General features: G+C 57.3%; 17 protein-coding genes and 1 riboswitch. Of the genes, 5 read left to right on the top strand and 12 right to left on the bottom strand.

Annotation, left to right across the window (positions count from 1 at the left end; translation table 11 throughout):
• Positions 1-18 precede the first annotated feature (18 nt).
• The 6 genes from NYE92_RS21240 to moaA all read right to left on the bottom strand — a co-directional run bounded on the left by NYE92_RS21240 (position 19) and on the right by moaA (position 4035).
• Entirely contained in the window at positions 19-1113 is a 1095-nt protein-coding gene (locus NYE92_RS21240) for a DUF1615 domain-containing protein (protein ID WP_259019413.1), read from the bottom strand.
• A 223-nt stretch (positions 1114-1336) separates the two neighbouring features.
• Complete coding sequence (gene moaE, locus NYE92_RS21235; RefSeq protein ID WP_013025113.1) at positions 1337-1789, bottom strand: molybdopterin synthase catalytic subunit MoaE; 453 nt, start codon at positions 1787-1789, stop codon at positions 1337-1339.
• The gene (gene moaD, locus NYE92_RS21230) at positions 1790-2035 is read right to left on the bottom strand and encodes a molybdopterin synthase sulfur carrier subunit (protein ID WP_064373432.1); all 246 of its coding nucleotides are present in this window, start codon (positions 2033-2035) and stop codon (positions 1790-1792) included.
• Positions 2028-2513 carry a cyclic pyranopterin monophosphate synthase MoaC gene (moaC, locus tag NYE92_RS21225; RefSeq protein ID WP_014593226.1) on the bottom strand — a complete coding sequence of 162 codons (486 nt, stop codon included), beginning with the start codon at positions 2511-2513 and terminating at the stop codon, positions 2028-2030. Before moaC ends, moaD begins: the two co-directional genes overlap by 8 nt.
• A gap of 2 nt (positions 2514-2515) precedes the next feature.
• Positions 2516-3031 carry a molybdenum cofactor biosynthesis protein B gene (gene moaB / locus NYE92_RS21220; protein WP_259019412.1) on the bottom strand — a complete coding sequence of 172 codons (516 nt, stop codon included), beginning with the start codon at positions 3029-3031 and terminating at the stop codon, positions 2516-2518.
• 14 nt (positions 3032-3045) lie between these two features.
• Complete coding sequence (gene moaA, locus NYE92_RS21215; protein WP_259019514.1) at positions 3046-4035, bottom strand: GTP 3',8-cyclase MoaA; 990 nt, start codon at positions 4033-4035, stop codon at positions 3046-3048.
• Positions 4022-4155: riboswitch (molybdenum cofactor riboswitch) on the bottom strand. It overlaps the preceding gene by 14 nt.
• Before the next feature lie 200 nt (positions 4156-4355).
• Between moaA and yvcK the strand changes: the two genes are divergently transcribed.
• Positions 4356-5261, top strand: a complete 906-nt coding sequence (gene yvcK, locus NYE92_RS21210; RefSeq protein ID WP_014593223.1) for a uridine diphosphate-N-acetylglucosamine-binding protein YvcK — start codon at positions 4356-4358, stop codon at positions 5259-5261.
• 1 nt (position 5262) lies between these two features.
• Here the strand turns inward: yvcK and uvrB are convergent, their stop codons facing one another.
• Positions 5263-7284, bottom strand: a complete 2022-nt coding sequence (gene uvrB, locus NYE92_RS21205) for an excinuclease ABC subunit UvrB (protein ID WP_013025107.1) — start codon at positions 7282-7284, stop codon at positions 5263-5265.
• 876 nt (positions 7285-8160) lie between these two features.
• Between uvrB and NYE92_RS21200 the strand changes: the two genes are divergently transcribed.
• Positions 8161-8883: an ABC transporter ATP-binding protein gene (locus tag NYE92_RS21200; protein WP_015700718.1), complete on the top strand. Its 723-nt coding sequence runs from the start codon at positions 8161-8163 to the stop codon at positions 8881-8883.
• On the opposite strand, the gene bioD is transcribed toward NYE92_RS21200, so the two are convergent.
• Genes bioD through bioB form a run of 4 tightly spaced genes read right to left on the bottom strand, consistent with a single transcriptional unit; the run spans position 8869 to position 12473 of the window.
• Entirely contained in the window at positions 8869-9558 is a 690-nt protein-coding gene (gene bioD / locus NYE92_RS21195) for a dethiobiotin synthase (protein ID WP_014593221.1), read from the bottom strand. The genes NYE92_RS21200 and bioD overlap by 15 nt on opposite strands.
• Positions 9552-10307, bottom strand: coding sequence for a malonyl-ACP O-methyltransferase BioC (gene bioC / locus NYE92_RS21190; protein WP_014606273.1), 756 nt, complete (start codon positions 10305-10307; stop codon positions 9552-9554). The genes bioD and bioC overlap by 7 nt, the downstream gene beginning before the upstream one ends.
• Positions 10291-11442, bottom strand: a complete 1152-nt coding sequence (gene bioF / locus NYE92_RS21185) for an 8-amino-7-oxononanoate synthase (protein WP_259019411.1) — start codon at positions 11440-11442, stop codon at positions 10291-10293. The genes bioC and bioF overlap by 17 nt, the downstream gene beginning before the upstream one ends.
• A complete protein-coding gene (bioB, locus tag NYE92_RS21180) occupies positions 11442-12473 on the bottom strand; it encodes a biotin synthase BioB (protein ID WP_013025102.1) in 1032 nt (343 codons plus the stop codon). Before bioB ends, bioF begins: the two co-directional genes overlap by 1 nt.
• Before the next feature lie 85 nt (positions 12474-12558).
• On the opposite strand from bioB, the gene bioA reads away from it, so the two are divergent.
• Both bioA and NYE92_RS21170 read left to right on the top strand, forming a co-directional pair.
• Positions 12559-13851, top strand: coding sequence for an adenosylmethionine--8-amino-7-oxononanoate transaminase (gene bioA, locus NYE92_RS21175; protein ID WP_110286447.1), 1293 nt, complete (start codon positions 12559-12561; stop codon positions 13849-13851).
• A gap of 74 nt (positions 13852-13925) precedes the next feature.
• Positions 13926-14402: a kinase inhibitor gene (locus NYE92_RS21170; RefSeq protein WP_013025100.1), complete on the top strand. Its 477-nt coding sequence runs from the start codon at positions 13926-13928 to the stop codon at positions 14400-14402.
• A 61-nt stretch (positions 14403-14463) separates the two neighbouring features.
• Here the strand turns inward: NYE92_RS21170 and pgl are convergent, their stop codons facing one another.
• On the bottom strand, positions 14464-15465 hold the full coding sequence (gene pgl / locus NYE92_RS21165; RefSeq protein ID WP_013025099.1) for a 6-phosphogluconolactonase: 1002 nt from the start codon (positions 15463-15465) through the stop codon (positions 14464-14466).
• A gap of 155 nt (positions 15466-15620) precedes the next feature.
• Here pgl and NYE92_RS21160 point away from each other — a divergent pair, with 155 nt between their 5' ends.
• Positions 15621-16439 (top strand): pyridoxal phosphatase, encoded by an 819-nt coding sequence (locus NYE92_RS21160; RefSeq protein WP_259019410.1) that lies wholly within the window; start codon positions 15621-15623, stop codon positions 16437-16439.
• The last annotated feature ends 16 nt before the right edge of the window (positions 16440-16455 follow it).

Raw genomic sequence — 16455 nt, 5'->3', positions numbered from 1 at the left:
TGCGCCACAACGCCGTGCTTATTGACGTGACATGCACTGCTGATAACGACCGTCCACGCGCTGAGCGAACCACGCGGTGGTTAAATTGCGGGTGATTTTAGGACTTTCAAGCTTAATGCCTGGCAACATTTCACGGGGCAGGCGCCGTCCGGCCATTTTATCTGCCAGCGCAAAGACCTGCTTCCACACGTCGCTGTTGCTGAATTCGGCCTTTTCGCCCTGCTCAAGATCGTCGCGAATTTCGCTGTTGCTCATATCCAGGCGTTTCGCCAGGGTGCGCACCGCCAGCTCCGTCGATCCCGCCTTGTCTGAGCCGTACTGAATGAGATCGCCATCCAGCGCCAGTTTCATGCCTGTCGCACGAGAGACTGCCGCCTGGAAAGCGGCATTGCGGCTGGCGTACCAGCCCGCGTTATAGTCCGCAAAGCGGTAAAGTGGCTTGCTGTAATCGGTGGGATAACCGAGCAGGTGCATCGTGCCGAAATAAACGCCGCCATGGCGGGTGAAGACCTCACGGCGGATGGAGCCGTCAACCGGCCATGGGTAGCCTTTGGCATGGGCTTCGGCAAACGCGATGCTCACCTGCATCGGCCCGCCGGTATGCACGGGGTTAAGGTTGCCAAACAATGTCTGCCCCATGGGCACCATCTCGATAAAGTCGTCGAAAATATCGCTCAGGTCTTTTTCACTTTTGGCTTTATCCAGCCGCGCGGCATAGCTTTCGCCGTTGCTGGATTTGATGAGCAGCGCTGTGCGCACTAAAAACGCCGGCACGTGAACCTTCGCCGCGCGGCGGTCAATCTCGTCCCAGGCGATTTTTGACATGCCGGGCACGTTACCGCTGGCGTCAAAACCCGACTCCTGTCCCGCTACGGCAATGGCCGCGCACAGGTTGCTGTCGCTGGCCTCAAGCCCCTGGGTGCGGAATGAGGTATAGATATCCTCCGCCCAGCCTGATTTGTTACTGACGTTGGCAGGCAGCAGGCGTTGGATCTGCGCTTTTACATCCTCAGGCTGCTTTGCAGGCGCTTCCGGCGTTTTTTTACTGCTACAGCCCGCCAGGATCAGCACGGCAAGCAGCGTCAGGCGTTTGGGTAAAGAAGTGAATGACATACCTGTCCTCTGAGGGGAAAAAGAGTAGCTTAACACTGCCCCGCTTCGCGGAGCAGGGTGGATTATCTGAACTCAGGTTATCGCTTTTCGCGCAACTGGCGGAAAAGGGATCGGTGATGTCAACGCGCTGGACGGTGACGTGATGCCGTTGCAACGCGACGAGGGCGGCGGCGAGCACGCGTAGGGAAAGATCCGGTTTGCCCCCGCAGCGCAACGCTCGCCCCTAATCCCAGCGCTGAGCGGCCTCATGATCGCTGTTGCGCGCATCCACCCAGCGGTCGCCCTGTTCGGTGGTTTCACGTTTCCAGAACGGAGCGCGGGTTTTCAGGTAGTCCATAATAAACTCCGCGGCGGCAAACGCGCTGCTGCGGTGTGCGCTGGTGACGCCAACAAACACAATTTCATCGCCGGGGAAGAGTTCACCAATGCGGTGAATCACGGAAACCCGCTGCAGCGGCCAGCGCTGGCGTGCGTCATCAATGATTTCCTGCAGCGCCTTTTCCGTCATGCCGGGATAATGCTCCAGCGTCAGGGCCGCCACATCATCTCCCAGATTATGATTGCGCACTTTGCCGGTAAAGGTCACCACAGCGCCGTCTTCTGGACATCCTGCCAGCCACTGGTACTCCTGAGCCATATCAAAGGCAGCCGGGCCCACCCGAATTTGCGTGTCCATTTATCCTCCCGTCACCGGCGGAAAAAAGGCCACTTCATCGCCGTCCTTTAGGGGATGATGAAGTGCGGTGAGCGTCTGGTTAACTGCGGCGAGTAAACGTTCGCTGTCCAAGGCCAACGCCCAGCGTTCGCCCCGCTGCGCCAGAGCAGCCCGCAGCGCCGCCACATCGGGGTAATCCGGAGCCAGGGTGAGCGAATCGGTGCCCACCAGTTCCCGCACCTGAGCAAAAAACAGCACCTTAATCATGGGCAACCGCCTGAAAATCGCCGCTTTTGCCGCCGCTTTTATGCAGCAGGCGTAGTTGGTCGATGACAATGTCTTTTTGTACCGCCTTGCACATGTCATAGATGGTCAGCGCGGCTACGGAGGCCGCCGTCAGGGCTTCCATTTCTACCCCGGTTTTCCCGGTGAGCCGACACAGTGACGTAATGCGTACCCGGTTCCACGCTGGCTCAGCCACCAGCGCGACTTCCACTTTGCTCAGCATCAGCGGATGGCAAAGGGGAATCAGCTCCCACGTGCGTTTTGCCGCCTGAATACCGGCGATGCGCGCCGTCGCGAACACGTCACCTTTGTGGTGACTGCCCTCAATAATCATCTGTAAGGTTTCCGGCTTCATCAGCACCAGCACTTCAGCCTGTGCCTCGCGCACGGTGTCGTTTTTAGCGGAAACATCCACCATATGGGCTTCGCCAGCGGCGTTAATGTGGGTAAGTTGTGACATGCTCAAAGCTTCTTTAAATGGGTAACAAAGTTGCAGGGACGCGTACGGGCATCCAGTTGCTCGGCGATGATGCGCTCCCAGGCGCTGGTACAGGCCGATGTCGAGCCGGGAACCGCGAAAATTAACGTCTGGTTTGCCAGACCGGCGACCGCGCGGGACTGTAACGTCGAACCGCCGATGTCTTCATAGGAAATCATGCGAAACAGCTCGCCAAAGCCTTCGATTTCCCGATCGAACAGCGGCAGGAGCGCCTCAGGGGTGTTGTTTTTCAGGTTAAAGCCGGTGCCGCCGTTGACGATAACCACCTGCACATCCTCGCTGGCAATCCAGCGTGAGACAATGGCGCGAATGCGGTAAAGATTGTCGGGCACGATGGCGTGGTCGATGACGCTGTGTCCGGCTTCGGCCGCGGCCTCACGCAGATAATCCCCGGACGTATCATTACTGGCATCACGGCTGTCTGAGACCGTCAGCGTGGCAAGCTGTAACGGTTGAAACGCGCTGGCTGGTTTACCCATATTTGCTCCTGCAATTAACCGCCAATGTAAGAAAGATTCTGTGTGATACCGGTATTGCCCTGCAACAGGAAATGCGTCTGTTTCTTCTGGCCCAGGCTGCTGGCAATGCGCGCCTGCAATTCATCTTGCTGATCGTCGGACGCCAGTAAATCACGCAGCGGAATGCCGCCATCGCCAAACAGACACAGGTGCAGGTTACCCCGAGCGGAAACCCGCAGGCGGTTACAGCTGGCGCAAAAATCTTTGGAATACGGCATGATCAGTCCGATTTCACCCACGTAATCCGGATGATAAAACACCTGCGCCGGGCCATCGCTGCGGCCGCTGATACGGCGCTGCCAGCCCTGCGCGAGAAGTCGATCGCGGATCACCTCGCCCGACACGTGCTGCTCGCGAAACAGCGCACCGCCCTCACCGGTTTCCATCAGCTCAATAAAACGCAGTTGAATGGGGCGCGTACGGATCCAGTCAAGAAAGGTCGTGAGGTTGTGGCTGTTGACGTCGCGCATCAGCACGCTGTTCACTTTGACCTGGCTGAAGCCGGCCTCAAAGGCCGCATCAATCCCGGCCATCACCTGGTGGAATTTATCCTGACCGGTTATGGCATGAAACTGGCGTGCATCAAGGCTGTCCACGCTGACGTTCAGGGCGGTGAGTCCGGCATCGCGCCACTGCTTAACGTCACGCGCCAGCCGGTAACCATTGGTGGTGACGGCGATATGGCGGATAGCCGCGTTTTCTCTGACCGCCGCAATGATGTCGGTAAAATCGCGACGTAATGAAGGTTCACCGCCGGTCAGGCGCACTTTCTCCGTGCCCGCCGCCGCGAAGGCGCGCGTGACCCGACGAATTTCATCCAGCGAGAGAAAACTTTTATTGCGGATACCGTTTGGCTGATAGCCATCGGGCAGGCAATAGGTACAACGGAAGTTGCATACATCCGTGACCGACAGGCGCAAATAGTAAAATTTGCGCGCAAATGCATCAGTAAATTGTGACACCAGAACACCTTTCCAATTCGGGAGATGCAGTCATTTCTTCCTGCACCCTGGCAGCGCGTAGGCTACGGCCTGAATCCCCTATCCACCGACGTAGGCATTCAGGCTTGAGTGTACGTTAACCGGCTGGTCAACGCGGTATACAGATGGTAGCGCGATTAGTGGTGATGCGCCATCCACGGCTTTTACTCTGTGTGCTGCATAACGTTAACTTTCACCGTATTTCGCTCACAGGATAAGTTAAAATACCCGGTAAGCATTGACGTAAATTACCCCCGTCTGCATCAACCGGGCCGCTGGCCGGCGCAGACGTGAAAAGGAGAAGTATGAATCGAACACTGGCGGACCTGGATCGCGTGGTGGCCTTAGGTGGCGGACACGGATTAGGACGCGTGATGTCGGCCCTGTCCCCTCTGGGTTCACGCCTCACAGGCATTGTGACCACGACAGACAACGGTGGCTCCACGGGCCGCATTCGTCGCGCAGAAGGTGGCATCGCCTGGGGCGACCTGCGTAACTGTATTAACCAGCTGATCACGGAGCCGAGCGTGGCCTCCGCCATGTTCGAATATCGCTTTACCGGCAACGGTGAACTGGCCGGACACAATCTGGGTAACCTGATACTGAAAGCGCTGGATCACCTTAGCGTGCGGCCGCTGGAAGTGGTCAACATCATCAGAAACCTGTTGAAAGTTGACGCCTTTTTAATCCCCATGTCAGAGCATCCGGTTGATTTAGTTGCAACCGATAGCGAAGGCAACGCGGTGTATGGGGAAACCGCTATCGACGCCATGCAGCTTCCACCGCAGGAACTGATGCTGCATCCCGCCGTGCAGCCCACCCGCGAGGCGCTCGATGCCGTTGCAGAAGCCGATCTCATTCTGATTGGACCGGGCAGCTTTTACACCAGCCTGATGCCCATTCTGCTCATGAAAGAGATGGCGCAGGCATTACGCCGGACGCCCGCTAACATGGTGTTTATCGGCAACCTGGGCCGCGAGTTGAGTCCTGCGGCGGCAACGCTTACCGTGGCCGACAAACTGGCGATGATGGAGCACTACATTGGCAAGCGGGTGATCGACGCGATCGTAGTTGGCCCGTCCACGGACGTCAGCCGGGTGGAAAACCGCCTGATTATTCGTGAACCGCTGGAGGCCGCCGATATCAAGTACCGCCACGACCGCCAACTGCTGCGCGCCGCGCTGGAGCACGCCGTTCAGGGATTCAACTGAATCAGGACACCGCAATAAACAATGTGCGCAATTCCTGCAGCTGATCGCGCAGGCCAGCCGCCTGTTCGAACTCCAGGTTTTGCGCATGTTGCTGCATCTGCCCTTCCAGCTCGTGGATCTTTTTCTGCAACGCCTGGGGGGACAACGCCAGGTAATCGGCGTCTGCCTCAGCGGCATTGCGCTTAGCGGGCTTGGCTTTACCACGCGTTTTCACCACGTTATTGCCCAGTTCCAGAATATCGGTGATTTTCTTGTTCAGGCCCTGAGGCACGATGCCGTTTTCTTCGTTATGCCGCTGCTGCTTCTCACGGCGGCGTTCCGTTTCTTCAATCGCTCTGGCCATTGAAGGCGTGATCTTGTCGCCATACAGAATCGCTTTACCGTTAATATTACGTGCCGCACGGCCAATGGTCTGAATCAGCGAACGCTCCGAACGCAGGAAGCCCTCTTTGTCCGCATCCAGAATGGCCACCAGCGATACCTCAGGCATGTCCAGCCCTTCTCGCAACAGGTTGATCCCAACCAGTACGTCAAATTTGCCCAGACGCAGGTCACGAATGATTTCCATCCTTTCCACCGTGTCGATATCCGAGTGCAGATAGCGCACCTTTTCACCGTGCTCTTCAAGGTACTCTGTCAGATCTTCCGCCATGCGTTTAGTCAGGACGGTCACCAGGACGCGCTCGTTGATCGTAACGCGCTGGCGGATCTCAGACAGTAAATCATCAACCTGCGTCGCCACGGGGCGGACCTCAAGAATCGGATCCAGCAGGCCGGTTGGACGCACCACCTGATCGATGACCTCGTCGCCGGATTTCTCCAGCTCATATTTGCCCGGCGTTGCCGACACATAGATCGTCTGAGGGGCCAGCGCTTCAAACTCTTCGAACTTCATCGGACGGTTATCAAGCGCCGAAGGCAGTCGGAAACCGTACTCTACCAACGTCTCTTTACGTGCACGGTCGCCACGGTACATGCCGCCAATTTGGGGAATCGTGACGTGGGACTCATCCACCACCAGCAGGCCATCTGCGGGGAGATAGTCAAACAGCGTAGGCGGCGCCTCTCCCGGCCCACGGCCCGACAGGTAACGCGAGTAGTTTTCGATGCCGGAGCAGTAGCCCAGCTCGCCCATCATCTCCAGATCAAACTGGGTGCGCTGAGTGATGCGCTGCTCTTCCAGCAGTTTGTTGTTTTCCAGCAGGGTTTTACGCCGGTCGGCCAGCTCAACCTTGATGTCTTCCATGGCCTGCAGAATGCGCTCACGCGGCGTAACGTAGTGCGTTTTCGGATAGATGGTAAAACGCGGTACAACCGATTCAACCTGCCCGGTGAGCGGATCAAACAGGGACAGGCGCTCGACCTCTTCGTCAAATAACTCCACCCGCAGTGCCATATCATCGGACTCTGCCGGAAAAATATCGATGACCTCGCCACGCACTCGGAAGGTGCCGCGCTGAAACGCCTGGTCGTTGCGCGTGTACTGCAGCTCTGACAAGCGACGCAGAATGCTGCGCTGGTCGATGATCATACCGCGCGTCAGGTGCAGCATCATTTTCAGATAAAGATCGGGATCGCCCAGACCGTAAATGGCCGACACTGAGGCAACGACGATAACATCACGCCGCTCCAGTAATGCTTTAGTGGCGGAAAGACGCATCTGCTCGATGTGTTCGTTAACCGAGGCGTCTTTTTCGATAAAGGTGTCAGAGCTTGGGACATAGGCTTCAGGCTGGTAGTAATCGTAATAGGAGACAAAAAACTCCACCGCGTTGTCCGGGAAAAACTCCTTCATCTCACCATACAGCTGGGCCGCCAGCGTTTTGTTCGGTGCCAGCACCATGGTGGGCCGGTTAAGATCGGCGATCACGTTAGCCACGGTAAAGGTTTTACCCGATCCGGTAACGCCTAATAGCGTCTGGTGCGCCAGGCCATCTTCCAGTCCGGCTTCAAGACGACGGATCGCCTCTGGCTGATCGCCGGAAGGCTTGAAAGCGGAGTTCAGTTTAAAATCTTTACTCATGAATGCGGTTCCTGCAGATGAAAGACGGCGGGCAGCCCATTATTTTACTCTGCTATGGCGATTTTGCCAGAAAAAAATACTGGATATAATAACAGTATTGATGCACAGTAACGGCAACCACTTTACGCTTGACTCTTTGACATTATCGCGCGCGCTAACCGGATTCTGTTGCGCAAGGTTATCCCCAAGCCCGATATTGATTTAACATTTGTCAAGCATGTGTCATAAAATTGCAGTTTGATGAATCGGCCCCAATCCGGCAGGCTTGTTTTTTGCTAAGTCACTGAATTAATGTCGTTACTTTAAAAAGCCCAGATTCTCATCATCGGGTTACCAGGCCCCGTATTTCCTCGCTTCCAACCTGTTTTCATTACCTAATGCACAAGGTTATCCACAGGAATAGTGGATAACTAATGACAGCCCTTTGCACATCGGCTGTGTATAATTTTTTTCACTCTCCTTTGGGCGATAAAAAAATATTTTTTTTCGCTTATTTTCTGACGCTAACGGGTAGTGATTTAGCTATCAGCGCAATCCGTGCCTTGATCGGCGACAAGTGCGTCTCACTTTTCTTTTTTTCATTGCCCCATTAACGAGCAGGTGCACTTCCCGGCTTCATGAACCTGCACCAACGCTGTACCGCGTAAGCGTCCTGACGTGGAATTGTTAACTTTTATTTATCTTTAAACAGGGTGATTTTCGCTGGTTAGCCCCGACTCCACTCACCGTTGAGACTCTGGCCTGGTAATTGCATGCTCTCTCATCTGAGTGTTACAGGCAGTAGCCGCGTGAAATGCGCCGCTATCTCATTAGAGCGATTTACCAGAAATGAACGGCGAAAGCATTCAGGTTAATTATCTGGAAGGAGCGCGTCAGATGCTAAGTTTACGGTCGGTGAATCAGTTTTACGGTAAAAATCATATTCTCTGGAATGTGGATCTTGATCTGCCTCCCGGCACCTGCACCGGCATACTGGGACGCCCCGGTATGGGAAAAACCACGCTGGTGAACTGCATTATGGGCAAGCTACCGATTAACAGCGGGACGATCAGTTGGCAGCAGGATGGCTCGCCGCCGGAAGACCTGCTCTCGCAGCCTGCTGAGCTGCGGGCCCGACAGGGGATCGGGTTTGTTCCGCAGGGGCGCCACATTTTTACTCAGATGAGCGTTGAGGATAATTTACTCATTGCCTTACTGGCAGGCGCACAGGCGAATGACGGTTATCGGGCGATCCCGGAAATGATCTTTGATCTGTTACCCGCCCTCTATTCGCTGCGTCAGCAGCGCAGCGGCGACCTGCCGGTCTATCAGCAGCAGCAGTTGGCTCTGGCCCGTGCGCTGGTGCTGCAGCCCCGCCTGTTGATTCTGGATGAGCCCGCCGACGGCATGGCGCCCTGGCTGGAAGAAGAGATGGGGAATCTGATTCGTCGCCTTAATCGTGACTACGGCCTGACGATTCTGCTGCTTGAACAGCGCGTCTCGCTGATTCGCCGCGTGGCTGACAACTTTCTCCTGCTGCATCGCGGGCGCAATGTGGCACAGGGCAACGTCGCCCAGCTGGATGACGCGACCCTGGAGAAGTGGTTAACGGTGGCCTGATCGATCCGGCAGCGTCAGATAATGTCCACAGTTTGCCTGCTGGTCTTCCTGGGTTAGCCAGGGGATCACGCCCAGGCAAGGTGCAGGAAGCCGCTGCGTTAAGGCCGCCAGGTAGGCCTGATAACGCTGGCCGGGTGGCTGTACCGTATTGGCGATCCAGCCCGCCAGGTGCAGGCCGCGTGCGCGAATCGCATCGGCAGTCAGCATGGCATGATTGATACATCCCAGCTTGACGCCCACCACCAAAATGACCGGTAGCTGCTCCTCCTCAACCCAGTCTGCATAGGTTTGCGTCTCAGAAAGCGGCGTGTACCAGCCGCCCGCACCTTCCACCAAAATCCATTCTGCCAGCGGCTCAAGTTCCCGCAGCCCCGCCGACAGCGTGGCAAACTCAATCGGTCTGCCCTCATCCGCGCTGGCGATATGAGGTGAAGTCGGCTCCATAAACGCCAGTGGATTGACCTGCTCGTAGCGCAGCGGGACGTTGCTGTAACGCTGTAAGGTCAGCGCATCACTGTTGCGCACGCCTGCTGCGGTGAGCTCGCAGCCTGAGGCCACAGGTTTATAGCCCGCACTGCGGTAGCCTGCGGCGGTGGCAGCCTGCAGCAGCGCCGCGCTGGCAACCGTTTTACCGACTTCGGTGTCGGTGCCGGTAACAAACCAGCGATTCAACATTGTGTCACTCCAAACATAAGATGGTAACTGAGGCGGAAACCCTGCTCATCCCGCGGCCAGTGGGCTTCGAGCTGAGCAAGACGCTGGCGCGTTAACACGCAGCCAGACCGTCCGGTATGCAGATGCGTTGCCCCGATGCCCTTCAGGGAGCGCATTGCACTCAGCGCATCGGGAAAATGCAGGGTAAGGGTTTGCGCATGGCAGCGCAGACGCTGTGTTTCACAGGCGGCAGCAATCTCCTGTGCAGGCAAAAAGCGGTTCGCATGGAGACGGCCATCCACCTGTGACCAGGCCTGATGAACTTCGTGCAGAGAGCCCGCGCTCAGGGTGGAAAACAGCAGGCAGCCGCCAGGCCTGAGTACCCGGTTAAACTGCATTAGCGCCGCCTGAAGATTCTCGCTCCACTGCACCACCAGATTGCTCCATACGAGGTCAACAGACTGATCTGCCAGTGGCAGAGCATCAATATCGCCAGCCAGATAGTGATGCGCGGCCCCGTTTTGCCGGGCCTGTTGCAGCATCTGCGGGGAAAGATCCAGCGCCGTGACCTCTTTACCCCGATCGCGCCATATCCGGCTGTACCAGCCGGTTCCGCATCCGGCATCCAGCAGTTGCAAACCGCTGTGCGCTGGCACCTGCGCCAGCAGCGCGTCCCCGCTCAGCCGCTGGAGTTCAGCATAGTGATCATACTGAGATGCGGCGCGGCCAAATGCCCGTGCAACCGCGCCTTTATCAACCTGCAGCGTCATACAGCGCCTCCAGCAGGGCATCAATATCCTCTGGCTCATGGACGGCGGTAAGCGTGATGCGCAGACGGGCCGTGCCCGGCGGCACGGTCGGCGGACGGATCGCACTGACCCAGCAGCCCGCCCTGGCCAGGCGCGCAGACAGCGCCAGCGCCTCGCCGTTATCCCCGACGATTAATGGCTGAATGGCGCTGGACGACGCCATAAGTTTCCAGGGCAACGAGGCAGCGCCGTGCCGGAAATGGGCGATATTACGCGCGAGACGTTGACGGCGGTCATCACCCGCCTGCACCTGTTTCAGCGACGCTAACAGCGCACTGGCCTGGGCTGGCGGCATCGCCGTGGAGTAAATCAGATGACGGGAAAATTGCACAAAGTAATCGGCGGTCGCCTCATCACACAACAGCGCGGCCCCGCTTACGCCAAAGGCTTTGCCAAAGGTCACCACCAGCAGGTCGGGTTTCATGCCCTGTGCCCAACAGCTGCCACGTCCCTGCTCGCCCGTCACCCCTATGCCGTGCGCATCATCGACCAGCAAACAGGCACCGGCATGTTTCGCCCGGTCGGCGATCGCCTGAAGGGGCGCGCTGTCGCCGTCCATACTGAAAACCCCTTCGGTTACCACCAGCGTTTGCCCTTCGCAGGGCGCATCCAGGCGCTTAGCCAGACTGAGAGGATCGTTATGGGTAAAGCGGCGCAGCTGAGCAGGGCTTTGGCTGGCGGCCTCCAGCAGCGAAGCATGCGTCAGTTTGTCGGCCAGAATGCGGTCATTTTTCTCTGCCAGCAGGTGAATCACCGCCTGATTCGCCGCAAAGCCGGAAATAAACAGCAGCGCGCGCGAATAGCCCAGCCAGTCTGCCAGCTGTGCTTCCAGCTCGGCATGTAAACGATGAAAACCGGTTACATGGCCCGATGCACCAGCACCGGCACCGGCCTCGTCCACGCCTTGTTGCCAGCCCGCCATGACGGCGGGATGCTGGCTCAGCCCAAGATAATCGTTACTTGAGAAATGGCGAAAGGTCTGACCGGCATGGCGGATCAGGCGCGTCTGATTCTCTTCAATCACGCGCCGTTCGCGCCAGCCATCTTCAGCACGGCGCTGTATCAGCGCCTGCTGGATGCGTTGCTGCCAGCTCATTACAGCGCCGCGTTATAGAATGTTTCTGTATCGGCATGAAGCAGTTGCTCACTTAACTGCTGCTGCTGGGCATTGTCGCCGTTTGCGGTCTGCGTATGCTCAGGATTCAGCCCCAGCTTACGGAACAGCAGCATATCTTTGTCTTCTTCCGGGTTCGGCGTCGTCAGCAGCTTGCAACCGTAAAAAATGGAGTTTGCCCCGGCCATAAAGCACATCGCCTGGGTTTGCTCGTTCATCTGCTCACGGCCTGCGGACAGGCGAACATGCGAGGTGGGCATCATGATGCGCGCCACGGCGATGGTGCGGATAAAGTCGAACGGTTCAACGTCATCATTGTCTGCCAGCGGCGTGCCTTTCACCTTCACCAGCATGTTGATGGGCACACTTTCAGGCGGCGTCGGCAGGTTAGCCAGCTGTACCAGCAGTCCGGCACGGTCGTTTACGGTTTCACCCAGGCCCACAATCCCGCCCGAACAGACCTTGATGCCGGCGTCACGCACTTTCCCCAGCGTATCCAGTCGTTCCTGATAGCTGCGCGTGGTGATGATATTGCCGTAAAACTCCGGTGAGGTGTCCAGATTGTGATTGTAGAAATCCAGTCCGGCACTGCCTAAACGCTGCGCCTGACTGTCGCTCAACGTGCCAAGCGTCATGCAGGTTTCCATGCCCATCGCTTTGACGCCTTCGACCATCTTTTCCAGGTAGGGCATATCGCGATCGCTGGGGTTTTTCCATGCCGCCCCCATGCAGAAGCGGCTGGAGCCTGCGGCTTTGGCTTTTTGCGCGGAACGCAGTACCTCATCCACTTCCATCAGTCGCTCAGATTCCAGGCCCGTCTTGTAGCGGGCGCTTTGCGGGCAATATTTGCAGTCTTCCGGGCAGGCACCGGTTTTAATCGACAGCAGTGTGCTGACCTGCACCTGACGTGGATCGAAGTGCTGGCGGTGCACCTGTTGCGCTTCAAACATCAGTTCAAGAAATGGCCGATCAAACAGCGCCTGGGCCTGAGCCAGAGTCCAACGTTGTGACATTACTTACTCCAAAAAAGGTGTCATCCCGACAGTTAACGTGGTTATACTTGTAAACTAAATCTTTTTATTTTGGTTTACAACTCCGATGTTTACTTCTCAGGACGCTGAATTTGATCGCCAGCATATCTGGCATCCCTACACCTCAATGCAGCAGCCGCTGCCCTGCTATCCGGTTGTTGCGGCAAAGGATTATCATCTGCAGCTGGCAGATGGTCGTACCCTGGTGGACGGAATGTCGTCCTGGTGGGCGGCGATACATGGCTATAACCATCCGCGCCTGAATCGCGCCCTGCAACAGCAGATGGGGCAGATGTCCCACGTGATGTTTGGCGGCATTACCCATCCTGCCGCGGTGGCGTTGTGTCGTCAGCTGGTCTCGATGACGCCAGACGCGCTGGAATGTGTATTTCTGGCCGATTCCGGCTCGGTCGCCGTTGAAGTCGCGATGAAAATGGCGCTGCAATACTGGCTTGGGCGAGGCGAGACGCGTCAGCAATTTTTGACGCTCAAACGCGGTTATCACGGCGATACCTTTGCCGCGATGTCGGTATGCGATCCGGATAATTCCATGCACAGCCTGTGGCGCGGCTACCTGCCGGAACACCATTTCGCCGCAGCGCCGCAGTGCGGTTTTGATGACGAGTGGGATGCGCGTGATGCAGAGGATTTTATCCGGCTGATCCAGCAGCATCGGGGGCAGCTGGCCGCGGTGATTCTGGAACCCATCGTTCAGGGTGCCGGGGGAATGCGTTTCTACCATCCGCGCTATTTGCAGTGTGTACGTGAAGCCTGTGATCGCGACGGCATTCTGCTGATCGCCGATGAGATCGCAACCGGCTTTGGCCGCACCGGTACGCTGTTCGCCTGCGAACATGCGGCGATTTCACCGGACATCATGTGCGTAGGCAAAGCCCTGACCGGCGGCACGATGAGCCTCGCCGCTACCCTCACCACCCGTGACGTGGCCGATACCATCAGCCTCAGTCCGGCGGGCTGCTTTATGCACGGCCCCACCTTTATGGGCAATCCGCTGGCGTGCGCGGTGGCGTCAGAAAGCCTGGCAATGGTGCAGGAAGGTGACTGGCGTCAGCAGGTTGCGGCGATCGAGCGTCAGCTGCGTGGCGCGCTGCTGCCCCTGCGTCACGCGCCCGCGGTGGCTGACGTGCGCGTGCTGGGAGCCATTGGCGTGGTGGAAACGCATCAACCGGTCAATATGGCGGCGCTGCAACAGTTCTTTGTCAGTCAGGGCGTCTGGATTCGCCCTTTTGGCCGCCTGATTTATCTGATGCCGCCTTATATCATCTCCCCTGAGGCGCTGGATAAGCTGGTCAATGCGATTGGGGCGGCGCTGGAGCAGCCCGCTCACTTTCTTTCTTAATGTTGCAACGGCTGGACGTAAACCGGCTTTTGGTTAAGATGAAAAGGCAGTGACCATTAACGCAAGGAGATGTAATGCGAGTTTACAGCCAGGATTTACACGACGGCGACAAGATGCCGGAGAAACACGTTTTTAACGGAATGGGTTATCAGGGCGATAATCTTTCCCCTCACCTTGCCTGGGAAGATGCGCCAGAAGGCACCAAAAGTTTTGTCATCACCTGCTTCGATCCGGATGCGCCTACCGGCTCAGGCTGGTGGCACTGGGTGGTGGCGAATATTCCGGCCGAGACCACATCGCTGCCTCAGGGTGCCGGTTCGGGTAAAGCCGCACTGCCCGCCGGGGCGCTACAAACACGCACGGATTTCGGTCAGGCCGGATACGGCGGCGCAGCACCGCCTGCCGGTGAAACCCATCGTTATATTTTCAGCGTTCATGCGCTGGATGTGGACAAAATCGACGTCGATGAGGGGGCCAGCGGCGCCATGGTCGGGTTTAACGTGCATTTTCACGTGCTAGCCAGCGCATCGCTGACCGTTCATTACGTCTGATCGCCGCATAAAAATGCCGCTTCCGGCCTGTCGAACGATTCCGGAAGCGGCAATTTGCAGGTTATCCTGCCAGCTGATGTACCACTACCCACATCGGACCCTGTCCAACGGCGTAACGGCCCACCGGCTTCAGTAAGCCCTGTGGCTGAGTGATATTGTAGACTTCAATGTGGTGTGACTTCTGCCCCGCCGCCACCAGGAACTGGCCCGCGTGATCGATATTGAATCCGCGCGGCTGCGTTTCGGTCGGCTGAAACCCTTCGACTGTCAGCACGGCACCGTCTTCGCTGACGCTAAACACTGTTAAGGTGCTGCTGGTGCGATCGCAGGCGTACAGGAAACGTCCGTCTGGCGTCAGATGAATATCGGCAGCCCAGCGGGTACCGGTAAAATCAGGCGGCATCATATCCAGCGTCTGTACCGACTCGACCTTGCCCTGCGCATTGTTCAGCGCCCAGACCTCTACCGTGCTGTTCAGCTCATTGACGCTGTAGGCGTACTGTCCGTTGGCATGAAACGCCATGTGGCGAGGCCCGGCGCCTTCCGCCGTGGTAACCTGCTCCTGCGAATGCGGGGTTAACTGACCGTCTGCGCCGAGGGTAAACAGGCAAATGCGATCCTGCTTCAGGGCAGGCACGTACAGCGTCCGATCGGCATTGTCGATATTGGCGGAGTGGCATCCCGCCAGGCCGTTAATGACCTGGCTCGGTGCCTGTGGCACGCCGTCATCCCCTATTGGGCTGATACTGACGCACGCATCGTTGTAAGAGCCGCAAAACAGGAAACGGCCGGCATGATCGGTGGAAATATGGGTCGGGCTGCCCGGCAGAGGCGCCTGTCCGGCTTCGGTCAAGGTGCCGTCTGAGGCGATGCGAAACGCCAGTACACGGAAGTCGGGGCGCACGCCTACATACAAGAAATCTTTTTTTGGACTCACCACCATAGGCTGAACCTGACCGGCGACGTCCGTAACCTGCAGGAGCGTCAAGGTGCCATCTTCATTCAACTGCCAGACATGGATTTGTTGACTCTCGGGACTGGCGGTGTAGACAACCTGCTTCATGTATTCTCCTTTTTCGCTGACTCATGTTGTTCTGAGGGTCACTGTAGCGCGTTTTTTTCTGTCTCGCTGGAATGATTTGTGCCCTGATTTTTGTTTCTGTACCACGGTCAGGTGTAGACTTACTGTTCTGCTAACCCATCCCGATGAGAGGATTAATGAGCTATCGTGTAATCGCCCTCGACCTTGACGGCACGCTGTTAACCCCGACGAAAACCATTCTGCCCCAATCCGTGGAAGCGATTACTCAAGCGCGTCAGTCTGGCGTCAAGGTGATTATCGTGACCGGCCGTCATCACTGCGCTATCCATCCTTTCTACCAGACGTTAGCCCTGGATACGCCTGCAATCTGCTGTAATGGTACCTATTTGTATGACTATCCGGCCAAAAAAGTGCTGGCCGCTGACCCGCTGGACGTCGGCAGCGCGGTGCGCGTCATTGAGATGCTGGACGAACATCAGATTCACGGCCTGCTGTATGTAGACGATGCAATGCTGTATCAAACGCCAACCGGCCATGTGATTCGCACACTGAAGTGGAGTGAGTCGCTTCCGCCGCACCAGCGTCCTGTGTTTAAGCAGGTGGACAGCCTGGCGCAGGCGGCCAGAGAGGCCGGGTCGATCTGGAAGTTTGCCCTGTCTCATGAGAACACCACCGAACTGCAGCAGTTTGCGCAGCGCGCGGAAACCGAACTCGGGCTGGCCTGTGAATGGTCATGGCACGATCAGGTCGATGTAGCCCGCGGCGGCAACAGCAAAGGCAAGCGCCTGGCGCAGTGGGTAGAATCCGTGGGGCTGAGCCTGCAGGACGTCATTGCCTTTGGTGACAACTATAACGACCTGAGCATGCTGGAAACGGTGGGGCTGGGCGTGGCAATGGGGAATGCGGATGACGTGATTAAATCCCGGGCAAAAATGGTCACTGGCACCAACCTGGAAACCAGTATCGCCGACACGCTTTACCAGTACGTCCTGTAATCCTGCCCAACCCGGC

This window comes from Pantoea sp. B566 (genome assembly GCF_024793925.1).
GTDB classification, from domain to species: Bacteria; Pseudomonadota; Gammaproteobacteria; order Enterobacterales; family Enterobacteriaceae; genus Pantoea; species Pantoea ananatis.
The sequence above is the reverse complement of the archived record's forward strand: the minus strand, read 5'-3'. Positions and strand labels throughout refer to the sequence as shown.